Consider the following 19,334-nt stretch of genomic DNA (forward strand, 5'->3'; position numbering starts at 1 on the left):
GGTTCCTAATCCCGCGGCCAAATCGGAAGCGTTTAACGTTGGCTACTCGGCGAGCATTGCGGTGGTTCTGCTTTTGGCGGGTTGTTCTGGTTGCTTGAGCGGGATACGAGAAAGATTGATAATAAAGCGGGTGTCAAGTATTTTTTCATGAATTCGGGTCTCTATTTACATGTAGCAGGGATTTCCTTGCTAAAGATCGAAATAGTGTTTCGGAAATATCATGGAAATTACAAAAATGTTAGATCAATTGTGGGAGGGCATAGCACTCTGGATGCTGACGATCGTATTCCTTTGAACGCTGTACATTCAATTTAAGGAGTGGGGCTGGATATAAATTTCGCATTTGCAAAATGAAGCAGACGTTATGGTGTATCTTTTATTTTCGAATTATTGTTTATAATATAGTTGCCAGTTAAACAAGGAGAGGTGCCGAATGGCCGTACACATAGTCGTTGGCGACTTATTAAATGCAAAGGAATTGATTATTGGACATCAGGTTAACTGCCAAGGGGTCATGGGCTCAGGCATAGCGAAGGCGCTGCGGGACAAATACAGTATGTTGTATCCAAGCTATAAGCGGTATTGTTCCCAGCATAACAGTCCAGATGAACTGCTGGGCAAGTGTCATATCGTCCAGGAAGGTTCCAGACATATAGCGAATCTGTTCGGTCAAGTAGACTATGGCAGACAAAAGAGTAGAGTATATACGAACTATGAGGCGCTTCGAGCCTCCCTGACTACGTTACGAGAATATGCTGTACAGAACCAATTATCTGCTGCTTTGCCATATGGTATCGGATGTGGCTTGGCGAATGGAGATTGGGATGTTGTCAGTGAGATTATTGAACATGTATTCGTCGATTATGATGTTAAGTTGTACAAGCTATAACTGTATCGTTTCGATATTCCAATCAATACCTCTTCCCGCTACTTATCGATGTTGGTACTGATCTCGGAGCTGATTGACAGGTACTGAGGAGATTGTGGCTCGATCAACTCAGGCAGGTGAATGAGGAAGACTACTTCTATCTTGTATTTGCCTCTAGGTACCGGCTTGTCTTCATGGTCTAGAAAAGACCATCGTTCCTCATAGCTCATCTTCTCATCCTTGTTCAAGGTTCGTTCGACTACTTCTGCGGTAAAAAATTTATTCAACGACCAACGGTACACTTCCTTGCCAACTTCATTCGTGACGATAAAGTCATACGGTTGCGAGCCGTAGGAAATGACTAGATCTTCTCCTGCCACATTGTGTATCCCGAATTGCAGTGTTATGTAGTCCTTATGCTGCTCTGTTGAGAGAAACGTTGTAAGCATATGACTCGCCCCTTATCCATCTATATGATAAAAAACAGAAACAACCTCATTCCTCATAGTGTGAAGTTGCTGCGAAAGATTCCACCCGAGAGTTACTATCTCCGAAGTCGGTTTCTCTTACAAATTCTTTTCCCGTCTCTGTAAACGATTCTATCAATGTTACGTCCAAAATGTCTCATAGAATAACATTACAATTAAGCTCGTAAGTAAACCAACCACCATCCAACCCCATATGTTTGTGAACAGGCTGTTTTTATACTCGCCGATATACTTCTTGTTGTTCGTTAGAATCATGATAAAGATAAGAACCGGCACCATCAGCATGCCGCCTAATGCTTGTGTGAGTACGGCGATGAAGTTGAACGGCAAATCCGGGATCAAAATAAGCAGTGCAGCTAAAACAAGACTGCCGATATAGACGAGATAGAACTTCGGCGCTTCTTTTATCTTATTGTTTAAGTGTGGTTCTCATTGTGAGATGAGAATATCCTATGAGTCATGTTGCAAAAAGTGCATGGGCACCTAAAATTTTGTTGTGATTTTGCAACAGAGCGGCTGGGAACAAGCAGTACGTTGAGAAATTCTCAACATTATTTCAGTTGGACAAGCACATTTTACTCAACAGGAGAAGTAGAATATAGAAAAATTTAACAGCAAGAGGGGGAGAATATGAGTACAGGTACATTTATTTTAATGGTGGTTTCGACAATCGTATCGTATTCACTCGGAATATATGTGTTGAATAAATTTCATGGGCGGAGAAAGTAAAGGAACATTGGTGATTCACGTATTTTTGAAAAAAGAATGAAACAATGTCGAAAAATATTCGAATATAATATAAATTCTGTATTTTATAGGTAATATTGTTTAGACAGCTTCATGTTTCTTCCCTAAGATGGTTGAGGAATATAAATCAATGGGGGTAAGAGAGATGAAAGCATCGAAGAAGTACCTGGCATTTTTAGCTTTTATGCTAATTTTGCTGGTGGTACCACAGAAGGGTTATGCAGCAGTGGATTACCGTGGAGGGATATTAGACGGAGCTAGTTTGTATCTCAATTCGAGCGAAAATGTAGGCGGTTCGCTATTTAATGAAGCTACAGATAATAATGAAGAAACAAAAATCGCGATGACAGGCCGTAATGTAGGCGGTGACCGGGATCATATCGTAAAACCGTTTACGGAGCCTGTAACCGTTAGTGCTATAAGAGTGAAGGCCAATAAATCCATTAATGTCGGGTTCTACGATAAAAATGGAAGATATATTACGGTCAACGGAAAAACGTTGAATAAAATTTCGGCTGAGGAAGCAGATGGAAGACTGATTCCGATTCCTCAAACTAAAGGTATATATAAGGCTATTTTGTTTAACGATTTAAGTGTGCCCGTAGATATTTACGAGTTCAATCTCTATAACGACAATGGATATGTGACAGAAGAGTCCGAACTGACTGCCAGCGGGGCTGTTAACAGTGTTAACTTGAAATGGGATTCAGTAAAAAATGCAACTGGATATACAATCGAGCGTTCCAAGACGCATGGCGGCCCATATGAGAAAATCGCCACTGCTAGCGTAACAGAGACTACCTACACGGATTTGAACGTGGTGAACGGCACAACGTACTACTACATTGTTACTCCATTCAACAGCTTAGGGAATGGGCCAAGAACGAATGAAGCTTCGGCTATGCCACAGGCTTCAGGAGTGACCCTGGATATTGAGTCTGCGAAGGACAAAGTATTTCTGAATGAGACCTTTACTGTACAAGCTGTACTGAACAATGCAACGAACATTTACGCAGAAGATTTTAACGTGAAATATGATAAAACGCGTTTCCAGCTTGTAAAGGTAGAAGCGGCAGACCATATGGGGTTATTCCATAATGGAACAGTAGCCGATGATACAGTAAGATTGATCACTGCAAGCTTGGGTAAAGATTATGGCATCAACGGAAAAGGTACATTGGTTCACTTTACGTTCAAAGCAATCGGTCTTGGAAAAGGTAAAATTGACGCAACAAAAGGGAAAATCGCGGATAACGGAACCACTGAGGTTACATTGACCGAAGAAAATTGCGGTGAAAAAGAGATTGAGGTTATTGGTGGGGAGTTAACGAATTTTACACTGAAACACCTTGGTTTTTTGGGATTTAACTATTCAGAGGACAAAAATAAATTGACCGATGAGTTGAAAAACTTGTTGGGCTCCACAGGCAATGTTGCGGATGTCGATCTCGTTCAGTTGACGAATGCAATTTTGGCTAATCCGAACTACGATTTCAATAAATAATAGGTTTGCCGCTCCTTATGGGGGCGGCTTTCTTTGTTTGATCAAGCAAACAGAAGAGTTTCAATACCAAAATCGTCTTGAATAATTTGGAAAATGGATCTATAGTAAGTATGACGTTAACATACTAACCGGTCAGTATGTTGAGTGAAGGGAGGCTATGCCAATGAATTTCGATTATTCCAAGAAGGTTGAATCTTTGCGGAAAACGTTGCTGGAATTCATGAATGAAGTGGTGTATCCGCAAGAACGAACGTACGAGGAACAGCTTGGTCAGGCCGGAAGCAGATGGGAGATCCCTCCGATCATGGAGCAGATGAAGGAGCAGGCTAAGCGGGCCGGTCTCTGGAACCTGTTCCTACCGGACAGCGAATACGGTGCAGGCCTCAGCAACCTAGAATATGCGCCCCTGTGCGAGATTATGGGACGTTCCCTTATTGGCCCAGAGGTATTCAATTGTTCGGCGCCGGATACGGGCAACATGGAGGTGCTTGTGCGGTATGGAACGCGGGAGCAGAAGGACAAATGGCTTGTTCCTCTGCTTGAAGGGAATATCCGTTCATGCTTTTCGATGACGGAACCGGATGTCGCGTCCTCGGATGCAACGAACATTGAAGCGACCATTGAACGGCAAGGCGACGAATATGTCGTGACCGGCCGCAAATGGTGGTCTTCTGGTGCCGGAGATCCGCGCTGCAAGGTGGCGATTGTGATGGGGAAGACGAATCCGAACGCGCTGGCCTATGAGCAGCAGTCTATGATTCTCGTGCCAATGGATGCTCCCGGTGTAAAGGTCAAGCGCATGCTGCCCGTGTTCGGCTACGATCACGCACCGCACGGACATGCGGAAATGGAGTATGATCGCGTACGAATACCGCTCGATTCCATGCTGTGGGAACCGGGCAAGGGATTTGCCATTGCGCAGGGAAGGCTTGGTCCAGGACGTATCCATCATTGCATGCGCCTTATCGGTGCGGCAGAACGCGCGCTCGAAGTACTGTGCAAGCGCGTACGGCAGCGTACGGCATTCGGCAAGACGCTAGACCGTCAGGGCGTCGTGCAGGATTGGATTGCCGCCTCGCGTATTGAAATCGAGCAGGCGCGCCTGCTGACGCTGAAGGCGGCTTACATGATGGACACAGTCGGAAATAAAGCGGCGAAAGCGGAAATTGCCATGATTAAAGCGGTCGCTCCCAATATGGCGCTGCAGGTGATTGACAGGGCCATTCAGGCGCTTGGGGCCGCAGGTGTCTGCGAAGACTTCCCGCTTGCCTCGCATTGGGCCAATGCAAGAACGCTGCGCTTAGCGGACGGGCCGGATGAGGTGCACAAGGCCGCCATCGCCAAAATGGAGCTTCGCAAGTACGAAGAGATGAAAGCGATTACGATGTGAAAAGGGTAGAAAAGATTAGAACAGATTAGAACAGATTTGAAGGTACAAACGAGACTTTAGCCTTTTCATGAATGGGGGATGGAAGGTGAACGTCAAGCAATTATTTGACTTATCGGGTAAAACGGCGATTGTAACTGGCGGCGGGCGAGGACTCGGCGAGCAGATTGCTCATGGCTTGGCTGAAGCGGGTGCGAATCTCGTTCTATGTTCGCGCAGGGTTGACGCATGTTTGGAGACGGCGGCCCGAATCCAACAGGATACAGGCTCCTCATGTCATGGGATGGCTTGTGACGTTAGAAATCCGGAGGACGTGCGGCGTGTGGTGGAACAGACGGCAGAAAAGTTCGGTCGTCTCGACATTTTAGTGAACAACAGCGGAGCCTCTTGGGGCGCGCCAGCTGTTGATATGCCGCTCGAAGCTTGGAATAAGGTAATGGACATCAATGCGACAGGTACGTTTTTGATGTCGCAGGCGGCAGGGAAGATCATGATTGAGCAGCGCGGCGGCAAAATCATTAACATCGCTTCTGTGGCAGGACTGGGCGGCTCGGATCCAGCATGGTTGGATGCCATTGGATATAGCGCAAGCAAGGGCGCGGTTATTGCATTCACGAAGGATCTCGCGGTCAAATGGGGCAAGCACAACATTCATGTCAATGCGATTGCTCCGGGATTTTTCCCAACCAAGATGACCCGTGATGTTCTTCAACACGGAGGGGAACAAATAGTAAGCCTCACCCCGTTGAGACGGCTCGGATCTGATCGCGATCTGAAGGGGAGCGTCGTATTTTTGGCATCCGAGGCTTCCGATTACATCACCGGTGCGGTGCTGACTGTGGATGGCGGCATGACAGCCATGTAACTGTCCCTGAATCGCGATCCATGGCAAGTGTCTCGTCTTTTTTATCCAGTAAAGCTATTTTGAAAGAATGAAGGAGGTCTGTATACCATGACGTCCAGGCAAGAGACATTACAGCAGGATACGATTCCCGTTCGCAAGGGCGAGGAGTTGAATGTTGCTGCGCTAGAAGAGTATTTACGTGAGCATCTCGATATTCCGGAAGCCCCATTGGAAGTGGAGCAGTTCGGGGCGGGACATTCTAATTTAACATACGCGATAAGGGGCGGGGATTGGCAGGCAGTAGTGCGCCGTCCTCCACTGGGGCCAGTCGCTCCTAAAGCACACGATATGCAGCGCGAATATACGATTCTCTCAAGACTGCATCCATTTTTTTCGCTTGCGCCTCGTCCGTATTTGTACTGCGGCGACACCTCAATCATTGGCAGTCCCTTCTTCGTGATGGAGCGCCGGAATGGAGTCGTGTTGGATCGAAGCTTTCCTTCGGATGTGGAATATACGCCTCAACTGGGCAGGGATATTTCCGAGACGATGGTCTCGACATTGGCCAGGCTGCATGAAGTTCCTTATCGGGAAACGAATCTAAGGGCGATTAGCCAGCCAGACGGCTTTATGCGTCGGCAAGTGCATGGCTGGATAGAACGTTATGAGCGAGCCAAGACGGATGAGATCCCAGGTGAAGGGAAACTCAAAAAATGGCTGGCTGATTTCTTGCCGAATTCGCAGACACCGACCGTCATCCATTACGATTATAAGCTGAACAATATCATGTTCGCAGGCGACAATCTTACAGAGATCGTCGGCGTATTTGACTGGGAGATGGCAACGGTGGGCGATCCAATGGCCGATGTCGGAGCAGCGCTCAGCTACTGGTTCGAACCGAATGACCCGTCGGAGCTGCTGCACGGCTTGGGGCATGTTCCGCTTACGGTTCGCTCGGGCTTCATGTCGCGTGCCGAATTCCTAGAGGCATATGCGTCAAAAAGCGGGCGAGATGTATCGGAGGCCCATTACTACTTGACCTTCGCTTACTTCAAGCTGGCGGTCATCTGTCAGCAAATTTACTACCGTTGGAAAAAAGGGCAGACGAGCGATGAGCGCTTCGGCCGTTTCAACGATACCGTACAGACGCTGATTGCACACGCTTGGCAGCAAGCAGAACGTGGCAAGCTGTAAACTAGATTACGATTATTGCGCAAGATAGAGTTGCGGTTCATCACAATAGGGAGGTTCTTTGAGATATGGGCAATGAGCATTTACTTGTACAAAAGATAGGGCATGTTCTGTCGTTGAAGCTGAATCGTCCAGAGAAGCTGAATGCGTTCAGTCCTTCGATGATTCGGGGGATTATCGATGCGCTGGAGGAGGCGCAGAGAAACACAGACATTCGAGTCATCTGCTTGTCGGGAGCGGGACGCGCCTTCAGTGCAGGCGGAGACGTGACGACAATGAGCGGCGCAAAGCCGAATAACGTCTATGATCATATTGGAATGATGAATGAACTGGTTCATTCCATTAAAGAAATCGAGAAGCCCGTGATGGCGGTCGTGCATGGATTCGCGGCAGGTGCAGGTTTCAATCTCGCGTTAGCTTGCGATTTGATTGTTGCAGCCAATGATGCCAAATTTGCGATGAGCTTTGCCCAAGTCGGTCTCATCTCCGATGGAGGGGGATTGTTCTTCTTGCCGCGCCTCATTGGCATACACCGAGCTAAGGAATTGCTATTCAATGCCGAGCCGATCGATGCGGAATATGCCCACCGTTTGGGTATCGTAAATAAGCTGTATCCTTTGGAGCAATTGGAATCCGGTGCGCTGGAATACGCCTCCCGCTTGGCGAAGGGGCCCATTAAGGCGTATGGGATGCTTAAGAAAATCGCCGACCAGTCGTTGACTTCCTCGTTGGATGACATATTAGAACGGGAGAGAGTTACGCAAGCCATGATGGTCACGACCGAGGATCACCAGGAAGGTGTTCGGGCGTTCGTCGAGAAGAGACAGCCTTCATTCAACGGTCTGTAGCACTTGTCGGTTTTTATTCGTTCTGAATGACAAAATGGTTAGCAATGAGGAGGCGATTTTTGATGACGCAGTCCCATTATGCGTATTGGCCCGCACGATTGCCTGTTTCCATTTCAGTTCCGGACACGACGCTTACTGACAACTTGGAGGTTTCTGCCCGCCGTTATCCGGATAAGACGGCAATCATTTATTATAACAACTTTATTTCCTATCGAACCTTATGGAAAGAAGTCAATTTGATGGCCGCTTATTTGCTCCATCTCGGCGTAGAGCAAGGCGATCGCGTGCTGTTATATATGCAGAATAGTCCTCAGTATATTATCTCTTATTACGCGATTATGCGATCCGGCGCTATCGTTGTACCTATCAATCCTATGAATCTCACCGAAGAGCTTTCCTACCTTATTGAAGACAGCGATGCAAGAGTCGGCTTTGTGAGCCAAGAGCTGTACTCACGTATCGAACCGTTGTTATCAGATCGTTCCCTTGAACGCATTATTGTTGCTACCTATTCGGATTACTGCAGCATTGTGGGTGAAGAAGTGCCTGACATCGTCAGGGCATCACGTCTTGAATCAATATCCCCCCAAGCTGTGTCCTGGACGGAGGCCATGAAAGTAGCGACTGTTCATCGGGGTTCCTTCCCGACGACGAAGGGAAGTGATCTGGCAGTTCTCCCGTATACATCGGGCACGACCGGCAAGCCAAAGGGTTGTATGCACACTCATAAATCTGTACAAGCGAACGTGATTTCATCTGCCTACTGGGGGGGATTGACACCGGAGGCTAGGGGATTGGCGACACTTCCCTTCTTCCATGTCATCGGCATGATTCATGGCATGCACGCTCCCATTTTTGTCGGTGCAGCTATGGTCATCATGACGCGTTGGGATCGCAGCACGGCTGCCCTGTTAATGGAACGCCACAAATGTACGTATTGGACAGGAATCAGCACGATGATTATTGACTTTTTAGCAAACCCTGAACTATCTCAGTATGATTTGAGCTCGCTTATGCTGATTAACGGTGGCGGAACTGGGCTGCCGGAGGTCGTGGGCGAGAAGCTCTACCAGGTTACGGGACTGCGATTTGTAGAAGGGTATGGCTTATCCGAAACGATGGCGCAGACGCACTGCAATCCGCTTGACCGTCCGAAGCTGCAATGTCTTGGCATTCCAGCCTTTGGCGTAGACTCGCGGGTCATTGACCCGATGACACTTGAAATAAAAGGGCCGGGGGAAGAAGGAGAAATTATTATAGACGGACCGCAGTTATTTCAAGGCTACTGGAATGATTCAGAGGCTACGCGGTCCGCTTTTGTAACGGTGGAAGGCAAATCATACTTCCGCACGGGAGACATTGGGCGGTACGACGAAGATGGATACTTCTTCATCGTCGATCGAATGAAGCGCATGATTAACGCTTCGGGATTCAAAGTATGGCCGACGGAAGTAGAATCGATTCTATATCGGCATCCGGCGATCCAAGAAGTATGCGTCATTGGCATTCCGGATGAGCGCAAGGGAGAGGAAATCAAGGCTTACATCGTCCTGCGCGAAGGGGAGCGCGGCAACGTGTCGGAAGGCGATATGATAAGCTGGGCGCAGGAGCACATGGCAGCTTATAAATACCCTCGAATTATCGAATTTGTCGCTTCGCTTCCGGTTACTGGCAGCGGCAAAATTTTGTGGCGCAAATTGCAGGACGAGGCATGGAAGAAAGCCGGGGAAAAATCGAGCTCCAGATAGAAGAATCGTATCAACGATTTGAAATGCAAAATATCCACTTGTTCCCTTTACATGTCTCTATTGTTCAAGCTAACATAGAAACATATTATTCGACATGAGGGGAGAATCACGCTTGGAGCTGTCCATGAAGGATAAAATCATCAGACACAGTATTGCGCTGTTCGAATCGAAAGGGTTCAGCGAAACCTCGATTCAAGATATTGTCGACACGCTCGGCGTGACAAAGGGCACCTTTTATTATTATTTTACGAGCAAAGAACAGCTGTTAACGCATATTCATCTGCAATATATTGACTATTTACTAGCAGAACAGCAAACCATTTTTGATCGCCCGGATAGATCATGTCAGGAAAAGCTGGCTGGCGTAATCAACATGATGATTCGGGAAATCGCAGAAAAGGGTGCCAGCGCACGGATATTTTTTCGCGAACTTATTCATATTTCGGGCGAGGATCTGAATGTAATCAAGGGGAAGCGGGATCAGTTCCGGTTCAATTTACAATCCGTCATCGAGCAGGGAATGGAGAACGGAGAATTCCGCAATGATATCCCGGCGGATATGATGACATTCGGTATCCTTGGTGCCTGTAACTGGTGTTACACCTGGTTCAATCCGGAAGGCGCCGTATCCGATGTCGAGGTTGCTTCGATCTATACGAGGATGTTTTTGAATGGTTTGAATAAGCAATAGCACGTATTCTTAATTGACAATACGCTTCAGGCTGTGGAGGTTCGTGAATCACGGCAATTTCATCGTATTTATTGGCCACTATAGAGACGAGACCTCCCGTTTCGAATCTATCCCCGGCAAGGAGCAGACCAAGCAATCCGTGGTCTGCTTTTTGCTTGTGCAAGACAATCATCGCGTAATCGCAAGTTTCGTACACCCGACTGTTTCGAAAGGTTCTACCTGGAATCGTTCATTTCCTTGTTTCCTGCTGGAACTTTAATAGATGATGATCCAGCTCTTGGCTTAAGACAATTACCTTCTCATCGGTAAGGCTTTTTCTCTCTGTTGCCACTTTAAGCAATTGCTGGCGAATTCGCTCGATTTTATCTTTCAAATCTTTTTTTTGCTGATCATCAGAATTAGACGGGGCAATAGCCACTCACCCTCTCTACGTTGATAAATGTTTCTGGCTCATTCTGGCTCCTATAATGGAAAATATACCACATCAACTTTTTTTTGAATCTAAAACTTGCTGAATGTGTTCCATTAGCAAGATAAATGTGATTATTGTGTTGAGGGTATTTTATCCTAAGGAAATATAAGTTGGGAGATATTATGATGTTTATCGGAGATTTGGGAGAGTTTGTGAAGGGTTTTTCTATAAAATGGGACAAAAGTACAAGCTCCAATTCGCATCGCGAGATGACCAAATCGAGTAAAATGAGATATTGCAGATTCGAATTATAGATAAAAGAAGTAACCTATGATAAAACGATACAATGCGGATCATGATAGGAGAGGCATGACAATAGAATAGGAAAATCGTTCCACACGATAATATTAAATAGACCGTTCCCAGTAAGGAAACGGTCTATTTTTCTTTCTATTCGGTTTTAAATTTCGAAGAAGCTTCCTTCAGTTGCTTGGTAAGGCTGTCAATTTCCTCAATCATCGAGGACAATTGCTGCACCATAGCCGATTGTACTTGAATCGTAGAGGTTACCTGCTCAACGGAAGCAGACACTTCTTCGCCAGAAGCGGACAAGTTCTGAGCCAGTTCCATAACGTCCTCTTTGCCCCGCTTCATGTTGTCCATTTCGTAGGCCATGCCCTTGATTTGTTCTGTAATGTCAACAACGTTGTTCAAAATGGCTTCAAACGCCAGCTTCGTATCGTCTACATATTGATTTTGCTTGGTTGACACATGTTGAAGGCTTCTTACTGATCCGTTTGCCTCCTGCGCCAAGCTTAGGTTGTCTGTGATGATTTCCTCGATCTCGCTTGACTGCTTTGCACATAGCTCTGCCAATTGTCTTACTTCGGAAGCAACAACAGCGAATCCTTTGCCATGCTCCCCAGCTCGTGCGGCTTCTATCGATGCGTTAAGGGCGAGCAAGTTCGTTTGCTTTGCAATCTTGCCAATGGTTTCCGTAATGGAGGCAATGCGCAAGGAGCTTTCCTCCAGCTTGGCCGTGATGGCTGCGATTGAAGCAACTTCCTGTTCACTGTCACCATGGGTATGAATAAGCTGATTCACGACTTCATTTCCACTATGGAAGACTTCAATAATGGAATCCGTCCGATCCTTCACAGCGGATGACAATTGATTGACAACTGCAATTTTATCCCCGAGATCACCGAACTTATTTACGATTTGCTCGGTATCAAGCGCTTGGGACTCTATAGCTTTGGCGATTTCCATGGTCGTAATCGATGTTTCCTGAATGGATATCGTCGTTTGCTTGGAGGCGGTATCCAATTCATTTGTGCTTGTGTTCAAATGCTCGATTGAGTGATTCATTTGGGAAATCAGGCTCTTATTTTGTTCGACCATGACGGTGAAACTATCCGCCAAGTCTTTGAATTCACTCTTGTAGTTGCCTGTTGCAGCAACGGTAAGATCGCCGGACGCCAATGTCTTGAATAAGTCGGTTAGTCTTGCGATTGGCCGCGTAATCGTACGTGAGATGAGGATACCCACCGTCAAGGATATCAATAGGGCAACAAGCGTAATGATCGATATTTTGGCGAATAGATCATTAAGAGGTTTCTTAATGTTCTTATAGCTGTTTTGTACCACAATTGTCCAATCTGCTTTCGGAATTTTGGAATAACGGATAAAGTATTCCGGATCCTCAATACCTCCTCGGGAGATTTGCCCCTTAACCGGAGTCTGAACGACTGAATTAAATTTGTCGGATTCGACCATCTTTCCGATTGCCGAATTATTGTTCGAGTGGAAGATGGTTCTGCCTTCGCGATCCAAGATTATGGTGCTTCCTTGCCCATTATCGTCCGCATGCTTCAGTTGATCTACAAAAAACGAGGTGTTCACGGTCATAATAAAAACACCTTCAACATCCGCGCCATCCCCCAGGATTGGTTGTGCGAACACAACCACCTGACTGCCGGTACTTTTGGATACAATCGACTCGCTGATGAACGATTGTCCTTTCATTGCCGCTTGGAAATAGGCTCGATCAGTGCGGCTGCTTCCAATGTTGTCTCGGTTCGAACTCGCAATGATGATGCCGTTCTTATCGATGAGACTGCCCGAGCTCGTTTTGAGACTATCAGCCATCACCTTATTTGCCTTCGTGAAAAGCGGATTACGTTCAGAGAAAAAATCTGCATCCTCTAAGGAATGCTCCGCCCGAAGCTGCAGCAAGGAGAGGTATGTCTGATTAATAGACGCCAAATAAATGGACTGCTCCTCCAGTTGCACGGACGACCATAACCCTTCACCGATGCGGTTGGCATTCAAAATCATGTTGTTCTTGCTTTCCTTCAAAAGCATGTCGGATCCGTACCAGTACAATATGGAACTCGTTCCGATCAACATGCATACCGCCAAGGTGCTGATTAACAACGGAAGCTTTACTTGCAGTGACATATTCCCGATGCGAAAGCCCCACTTCTTAGGTTTTATCATCCTCGTCTCACCCCTGATGTACAAAATATGTTCCTATGACTCCTATGTAAATCCGATTTTCCATCTCTGTATATGCCTCCTTCCAACTATTTGGACAAATATGATCAGAAGTCTGTTAATCTATTCAACGGAAATATTTACGTGTTTTTATATAGGTAAATTCCGGTAAGTGGGCGCGGTGAACACTTGAGTCATGCAGAAATAAAGAAAGGGGCGTCCCTAGTCATGTCAAATGACTTTTGGGAGCCCCATTTTGCATGCTATTCGGTTTTAAATTTCGAAGAAGCTTCCTTCAGCTGCTTGGTAAGGCTGTCAATCTCCTCAATCATCGAGGACAATTGCTGCACCATAGCTGATTGCACTTGAATGGTCGAAGTAACCTCCTCAACGGAAGCCGATACTTCTTCGCCAGAGGCGGATAAGTTCTGTGCGAGCTCCATAACGTCATCTTTGTTCTGTTTCATAATATCGATCTCATGGGCCATGTCTTTAATCTGTTTGGTGATATCCATGACATTATTCAGGATCACTTCGAATGCTTGTTTTGTCTGGTCGACATATTGATCTTGCTGAGTGGATACGTTTTGGAGACTGCGTACGGAATCGTTCGCCTCCTTGGTCAAGCTTAGGTTATTTGTAATGATTTCCTCAATGTCGCTAGACTGCTGCGCACACAGTTCTGCGAGCTGTCTGACTTCGGAAGCAACGACACCGAATCCTCGGCCATGTTCACCGGCGCGAGCGGCTTCAATCGATGCGTTCAGTGCTAGTAAGTTCGTTTGCTTGGCGATTTTGCCGATCGCTTCCGTAATCGAAGCAATGCTGATCGAGCTTGCCTCTAGCTTGGTGGTTATGGTCGAAATGGAACTGACCTCTTTCTCGCTGTCGTCATGAGCCCGGATGAGCTGGTTGATAACTTCATTTCCGGTATGGAAGACGTCAATAATAGAGTCCGTACGCTCCTTAACTGCCGACGACAATTGGTTAACGACTGCGATTTTGTCACCGAGATCACTGAATTGATTAACAATATGTTCCGTATCGAACGATTGAGATTCCATCGCTTTTGCGATTTCCATCGTGGTGATCGAAGTTTCCTGAATGGATATATTCGTTTGTTTGGAAGCAGCGTCCAATTCGTCTGTATTTGTATTCAACTGTGCAATGGAGCGGTTCATGTGGCCAATCAAGTTTTTATTTTGTTCTACCATGACCGTGAAGCTGTCTGCCAGGTCTTTGAATTCACTCTTATAGCTTCCTGTAGCAGCGACGGTGAGATCGCCGGACGCCAGCTTCTTGAACGATTCTGTTAATCTGCCTATTGGCCGTGTTATCGAAAGCGAGATAAGTAAGCCAGCAGCTACAGACAGTAGCAGAGCGCCGATCGTTATGAGTGATATGTTCATAAATAAATGATCGAGTGGGCGCTTAATGTTCGCATAACTGTCGAACGAGAATACAGTCCAGTCTGCTCCTGGAATCTTCGAATACAGAACATATTGATCGGCATCGTCAAGATTACCGCGAACAATTTCCTTGTTTCCAGAAGCCTGGAAAATCGATTTAAGCTTATTGGACTTGATCTGTTTTCCAGTCGCGGTCTTATCCTGTGAATGGAAGAGCGTATGGCCTAGGCGGTCCGTAATAATAATTGTGCCTACTTTATCGCCGGCCAATTGCTTCAATTGCTCCACGAAGAACGAGGTGTTGACCGTCGAGATAAAGACACCGTCTACCTTCGAGTCGGGCGCTGATATCGGTTGAGCGAATACGACGATTTGGCTTCCGGTACTCTTCGAAGTTAAAGCGTCACTTATGGTCGGCGTTCCCTTCATGGCAGCCTGGAAATAGGCGCGATCTGCGCGGCTTTGCCCGATGGCTTCCGGAGTGGAGCTTGCAATGACGATCCCTTTCTTATCAATGAGCTGATAGGATTCCGTGCCCGTACTGCCTTGGAAACTTTGGGTCAGCAGTCTATTTGCTTCGTTGAACAAGGAATTATCCTTCGAAAAAAAATGAGCATCATCCATAGACGACGCTGCTCGAAGATCCAGCAATGAGCGGTATGTACCATGTACTGAGGCTAAATATACGGACTGTGCTTCCAGCTTTACGGAAGACGATAATCCTTCGCCGATGCGGTTGGCGTTCATAGTCAAACTATTTTTGCTTTCCTTCAAGAGAATGTCAGAACTGAACCAGTACAGTATCGTACTCGTTCCAATCAACATTGCTACTACCAATGTGCTGATTAACAGTGGAAGCTTTACCCGCAGCGACATATTGACGATGCGTGAAATCCACTTCTTCTGTGTTACCATGCCTAGTCCACCCCTGCTGTTATATTTTGCGATGCTATGGTCTACTTCTACGCGGTTGAACGCCTAGACACCTCCCTTCTGAATAGGTTGGAAAAATATGATGTAATGCTCATTCAATCTATTAAACATTTAATTTTAAGTAAATTTCTATAGGTAAATTACGGTAAATGGGGTGAGTGAGGGGGGGATCTCGTTCAAGTGAAAAAGGCTGCCTCGTCTTGGATGAAGATGAAGGCAGCCCGCGAGGGCATTTACAGATTGGTGAGCATTTGAAAATCATATAAGTAGACGCCGGAGGAGAGTTTCGAAGCCAGGTTAGGAATAGGGAGTTTTTTCAGCAATTTGCCATCCGACAAGTGGTATTGTTCAATCTTATGTACTTGGTCGGACTCATCATAGCGGAACAGATAATAGAAAGTGCCATATACAAAGCCCATCGCATCGTTCACATTGGATGACCGCTGGAACTTGGCAAGGGTGTTGGACTTCACAGAAGCCTTCGTCTCCAGTGAGAACGAGAAGATTGTACCGTAGCCATCTACATAATAGAGCATCTTATCCACAATGCCGATACTATTGGCGCTAAGCGAGAAGTATGCATTGTCCGGCTCTTCTCTGTATGTATGAAGCGAATAGGTTATTGCCGTATGAGTGGACTTATTAATTTCCATAAGCTGAAGATGGATACGATTGTGCTCATCTCGGGTTGAGAAGACCACGTACATATTGTTTGGTGTGGAAACCATCTTCGATTGCACGATAAGAGAGCCTGTATAGATGTCCAATAGAGGATATTTCGTTTGTTGAAGCTTGCTCCCCTCTAGCTCCATCACAACAAGGTTTAGGCCTTGCAGAGAGGCATGATCAGAGGTCAATACATAAATATGATTCTCATCGCTGCCCTGCGCCTCAACAAACTCTGGAATATCCGCGCAATTATGGTGCTGCGCATCTCCCCAGCGGATGGTAGATATATAGTTGTCATGGGTGTCAATCCCTTTGTTGAACAAAGCGTAATACAACTTGCTTGAGGTTAAGTAGCCCGACATCTGTCTATACCCTGCACTTACTCTACATCGTGAAGAATATGTATCCTCAGATCCCTTGCCTTGCTGCACATGGATCTTCTCTCTTGCTTGGATGACAATGCGGTTCGAGTCCTGAAGCTGAACAGGGGCATTCCATTCCAATCCATCTCCGTTCCGAGTCTGAATGCTCCCGTCCTTGTCGATAGACAAGAAGTGAGAGTTCCCGCCGCCGATGATTTCCTGAGATAAGGAAGTAGAGTAGTAGACAAGGGCGACGGGAGGATTATTCAGCTTGGTATTATTGTCTTGTGGAGATGATTGAGAACAAGAGATGAGAAGAGAGGAAATGACTAGGAAGACAGTATAGATAAGGATGCGTAACATAGCGTGATACGAGGTCTTCAAGCTTCTCATCTCCGTTCCGAACAAATTAGTAGCTTCTTACTGTTGTGAACATGGATGAGTCGCGAATATCGACCGGATATACACCGAGTCCGCCATCTCTATCAATATCGATGTTGGCTTTCTCTTTGAAGGAGCACCATACTAACTTGGAGCAGTTTTTGTCGCCGGAGCATGAGGTAAGACGATTCGTAGCAAAATTGTAGGAGTATTTTTCACCGATGCGGCCATTTGCCCAGTCAGCAGCTTGGGACCGCGCTGTTGCGTTTGCATATTCATTCTTGAGGGTGAGAATCTTGGAGCCGCTATCTACTCGCTTATCAATAAGCTTTACTTTGCGGACTCCTGTGCTAGGGACAGACTCGACGATATAATCCGGTGTGTAGTAGATGCCTACATGGCCGTGAGGGATGCCGATCGTCGAAGCGGTCTCGAAGAACACATCGCCTTTGCTGGAAGAGGCGAGCTGATAAGCTCCTTGACCTTTGTCTCCTGAGGCGATGCTCATTTGCGGTGACAGCCTTTTGGAGCTGAGCTCCTTGTGCATCTGTTGGATGATGACGTTGCGTGGCTGATTTGTAACACGGGAAGCGTAATCAATTTCGGACAAGAGCTGTTCCTTCGTCACATCAGGGTATACCCCTAACACGCGATCCAACTGTGCTTCTTCATCTTGACCCAACGCGCCAACGGTTGTAGGAACGAACAACGTCAACAGAAGCATAACAAGCAAAATCTTTTTCATTCAAATCCTCCCATCTATCAATTGGTATACTTTCACTCCTATCATACAATCAACTTGGGGAAATATTCAATAATTTTACTAATTATTAATTATTTTGTATTAAGGAGCTGTATTGAGCCATTGTTCGATGACATTTACGGATTGCGGAGCCCAGGCTAGTTTTAAGTGATTGAGCTTCAAGGTAACATTTCCTGCGACAGTTCCAATTCCATCCGTTGCGGAAGCACTGTTCACGAATACCACCCCATCGCTAGGCCCTGTATGCTCATTGTGCACGTTCGGAATGTTGTTTTCATTGCCAGACAGCAGGTAAGTGGCAATTGTACCTGGTATGCCGGAGCCTATAAGTTTGTTGACGAGCGAGCCCTGCTGGATTGCGTAATCGATCCCATCTCCCTTCGTGAAAAATCCCGTACCTCCATAATAGGTTGTATACCAATCTTGTTCAGTCGCTGGAAGCGGGTACGCAGTGTCCCATTTCGCCAACATTTGCTTTTGCCCGGGGAAATAGTTGCCTTGAGATGTGCTGTATATGGACAGCTCGGGATGATTGCGCCAGGTGCCATAACAGATCATTTGTGTGTGGGGAGAAGGGGCATTGACATTGCCGCCGCATTCCGGAATGATTCCATAATTGAAGGTCCATCCGTGCCTGAATATAAAGTCCGTTCCTTTATTCGGACTGCCAATGAGAATAAGCTTTCGAATATCGTTGGCATACGGAGTTCCTCCGCCTTTCGCTACGGAGGAAGCATACATCCGCGAGGCGAAGGCCCCTTTGCTCCAAGCGACAACATCAACTTTGCTGGCACCCGTTGTTTGCTTAATAATGTGAATGGCATTCTGGATGTGCTCGGCGGCATAGTAATTGTCTCCATGCTTGTGGCCGAATCCGATTGCAAATACTTTATATCCTTGGCTGACAAGCTGCTGCATCAGGCCTGTGCTCGGGCATGTGGAAGCTCCACATGTATTCGGCCCGAACTCATTTGGGTTAGCCCAAGCCCGATCGGCATTGTCGTTAGCACCATGGACAAGCAGAACGGGTGTGGATTTTGTATTGGTGTCATATTGAGGTGCATAGTACAGCAAGAAGCGGCTTGAATGGGGCTGGCCAATGCCTCCGAAGAAGGTGAGCCGCTGTCCATTCTGATCTCCTCGCCCATCTGGGGGATATTGTTCCGCTGTGAACAGGGGATTACTGTCCTTCCAGCGTTCTACCTTAGCCCAGCCATTGGCGACATTTGGGAATGATTGCTCCATGGCCAGCGTTGATCCGCCAGCCTGGGCTTGCGAGAAGGGAATGAGCAGCGTGCACATGAGAAGCGCGACGAGGGCCACCTCGATCTTCTTGCCATGCTTAAAACGGGACATAGCATCCTCCCTTTCCTGGACTGCTTCGAGGCAGTCATTCATTAGTTATCGGGAGTTCGTGAAGGAACCCCTACATTTCATTATAGAGAAAGCGGTTACAATTAAGTTGCTGAATTACCTGCTTTCATCCAAAGATCCCTCTGAAGTGGATTCTTATATTCAATTATTCTGGCAATCGGAGCTTCATGAATAAGTTTCCTGTACTGGAATTAGTTTTTTATTCAGATGAAGAAGAAG

General features: G+C 46.5%; 16 protein-coding genes. 8 read left to right on the top strand and 8 right to left on the bottom strand.

All coding sequences use genetic code 11. The annotated features are described in order from the left end of the window. Positions 1-433: 433 nt before the first annotated feature. On the top strand, positions 434-889 hold the full coding sequence (locus ABN764_RS00405) for a macro domain-containing protein (RefSeq protein WP_446670640.1): 456 nt from the start codon (positions 434-436) through the stop codon (positions 887-889). Between the two features lie 38 nt (positions 890-927). On the opposite strand, the gene ABN764_RS00410 is transcribed toward ABN764_RS00405, so the two are convergent. After that, positions 928-1,317, bottom strand: coding sequence for a BsuPI-related putative proteinase inhibitor (locus ABN764_RS00410; RefSeq protein ID WP_174811425.1), 390 nt, complete (start codon positions 1,315-1,317; stop codon positions 928-930). A 159-nt stretch (positions 1,318-1,476) separates the two neighbouring features. Beyond that, on the bottom strand, positions 1,477-1,764 hold the full coding sequence (locus tag ABN764_RS00415; RefSeq protein WP_446670887.1) for a divalent metal cation transporter: 288 nt from the start codon (positions 1,762-1,764) through the stop codon (positions 1,477-1,479). 484 nt (positions 1,765-2,248) lie between these two features. Here ABN764_RS00415 and ABN764_RS00420 point away from each other — a divergent pair, with 484 nt between their 5' ends. The 7 genes from ABN764_RS00420 to ABN764_RS00450 all read left to right on the top strand — a co-directional run bounded on the left by ABN764_RS00420 (position 2,249) and on the right by ABN764_RS00450 (position 10,316). After that, positions 2,249-3,607, top strand: a complete 1,359-nt coding sequence (locus ABN764_RS00420; protein ID WP_446670641.1) for a cohesin domain-containing protein — start codon at positions 2,249-2,251, stop codon at positions 3,605-3,607. A gap of 163 nt (positions 3,608-3,770) precedes the next feature. Next, positions 3,771-4,997, top strand: coding sequence for an acyl-CoA dehydrogenase family protein (locus ABN764_RS00425; RefSeq protein WP_446670642.1), 1,227 nt, complete (start codon positions 3,771-3,773; stop codon positions 4,995-4,997). A gap of 85 nt (positions 4,998-5,082) precedes the next feature. Further along, positions 5,083-5,859 carry an SDR family oxidoreductase gene (locus ABN764_RS00430; RefSeq protein ID WP_072727788.1) on the top strand — a complete coding sequence of 259 codons (777 nt, stop codon included), beginning with the start codon at positions 5,083-5,085 and terminating at the stop codon, positions 5,857-5,859. A gap of 87 nt (positions 5,860-5,946) precedes the next feature. Beyond that, positions 5,947-7,032 (top strand): phosphotransferase family protein, encoded by a 1,086-nt coding sequence (locus ABN764_RS00435; protein WP_446670643.1) that lies wholly within the window; start codon positions 5,947-5,949, stop codon positions 7,030-7,032. Positions 7,033-7,097: 65 nt separating this feature from the next. Continuing rightward, on the top strand, positions 7,098-7,877 hold the full coding sequence (locus ABN764_RS00440; RefSeq protein WP_446670644.1) for an enoyl-CoA hydratase/isomerase family protein: 780 nt from the start codon (positions 7,098-7,100) through the stop codon (positions 7,875-7,877). A gap of 62 nt (positions 7,878-7,939) precedes the next feature. After that, positions 7,940-9,625 (top strand): long-chain fatty acid--CoA ligase, encoded by a 1,686-nt coding sequence (locus tag ABN764_RS00445; RefSeq protein ID WP_446670645.1) that lies wholly within the window; start codon positions 7,940-7,942, stop codon positions 9,623-9,625. A gap of 124 nt (positions 9,626-9,749) precedes the next feature. Then, entirely contained in the window at positions 9,750-10,316 is a 567-nt protein-coding gene (locus ABN764_RS00450) for a TetR/AcrR family transcriptional regulator (RefSeq protein WP_446670888.1), read from the top strand. 229 nt (positions 10,317-10,545) lie between these two features. On the opposite strand, the gene ABN764_RS00455 is transcribed toward ABN764_RS00450, so the two are convergent. The 6 genes from ABN764_RS00455 to ABN764_RS00480 form a co-directional block, all read right to left on the bottom strand. Further along, the gene (locus ABN764_RS00455) at positions 10,546-10,734 is read right to left on the bottom strand and encodes an aspartyl-phosphate phosphatase Spo0E family protein (protein WP_065293698.1); all 189 of its coding nucleotides are present in this window, start codon (positions 10,732-10,734) and stop codon (positions 10,546-10,548) included. 444 nt (positions 10,735-11,178) lie between these two features. Beyond that, on the bottom strand, positions 11,179-13,227 hold the full coding sequence (locus ABN764_RS00460) for a methyl-accepting chemotaxis protein (protein ID WP_446670646.1): 2,049 nt from the start codon (positions 13,225-13,227) through the stop codon (positions 11,179-11,181). A 260-nt stretch (positions 13,228-13,487) separates the two neighbouring features. After that, on the bottom strand, positions 13,488-15,548 hold the full coding sequence (locus tag ABN764_RS00465; protein WP_446670647.1) for a methyl-accepting chemotaxis protein: 2,061 nt from the start codon (positions 15,546-15,548) through the stop codon (positions 13,488-13,490). 251 nt (positions 15,549-15,799) lie between these two features. After that, positions 15,800-16,981: a YycP family beta-propeller protein gene (locus tag ABN764_RS00470; protein WP_446670648.1), complete on the bottom strand. Its 1,182-nt coding sequence runs from the start codon at positions 16,979-16,981 to the stop codon at positions 15,800-15,802. Positions 16,982-17,006: 25 nt separating this feature from the next. After that, on the bottom strand, positions 17,007-17,723 hold the full coding sequence (locus ABN764_RS00475; protein ID WP_446670649.1) for a YiiX/YebB-like N1pC/P60 family cysteine hydrolase: 717 nt from the start codon (positions 17,721-17,723) through the stop codon (positions 17,007-17,009). Between the two features lie 99 nt (positions 17,724-17,822). Then, on the bottom strand, positions 17,823-19,097 hold the full coding sequence (locus ABN764_RS00480) for an esterase/lipase family protein (RefSeq protein ID WP_446670650.1): 1,275 nt from the start codon (positions 19,095-19,097) through the stop codon (positions 17,823-17,825). Between the last annotated feature and the right edge of the window lie 237 nt (positions 19,098-19,334).

Origin of the sequence: Paenibacillus wuxiensis (genome assembly GCF_040195695.1) — a bacterium.
Lineage (GTDB): Bacteria > Bacillota > Bacilli > Paenibacillales > Paenibacillaceae > Paenibacillus_B > Paenibacillus_B suaedae.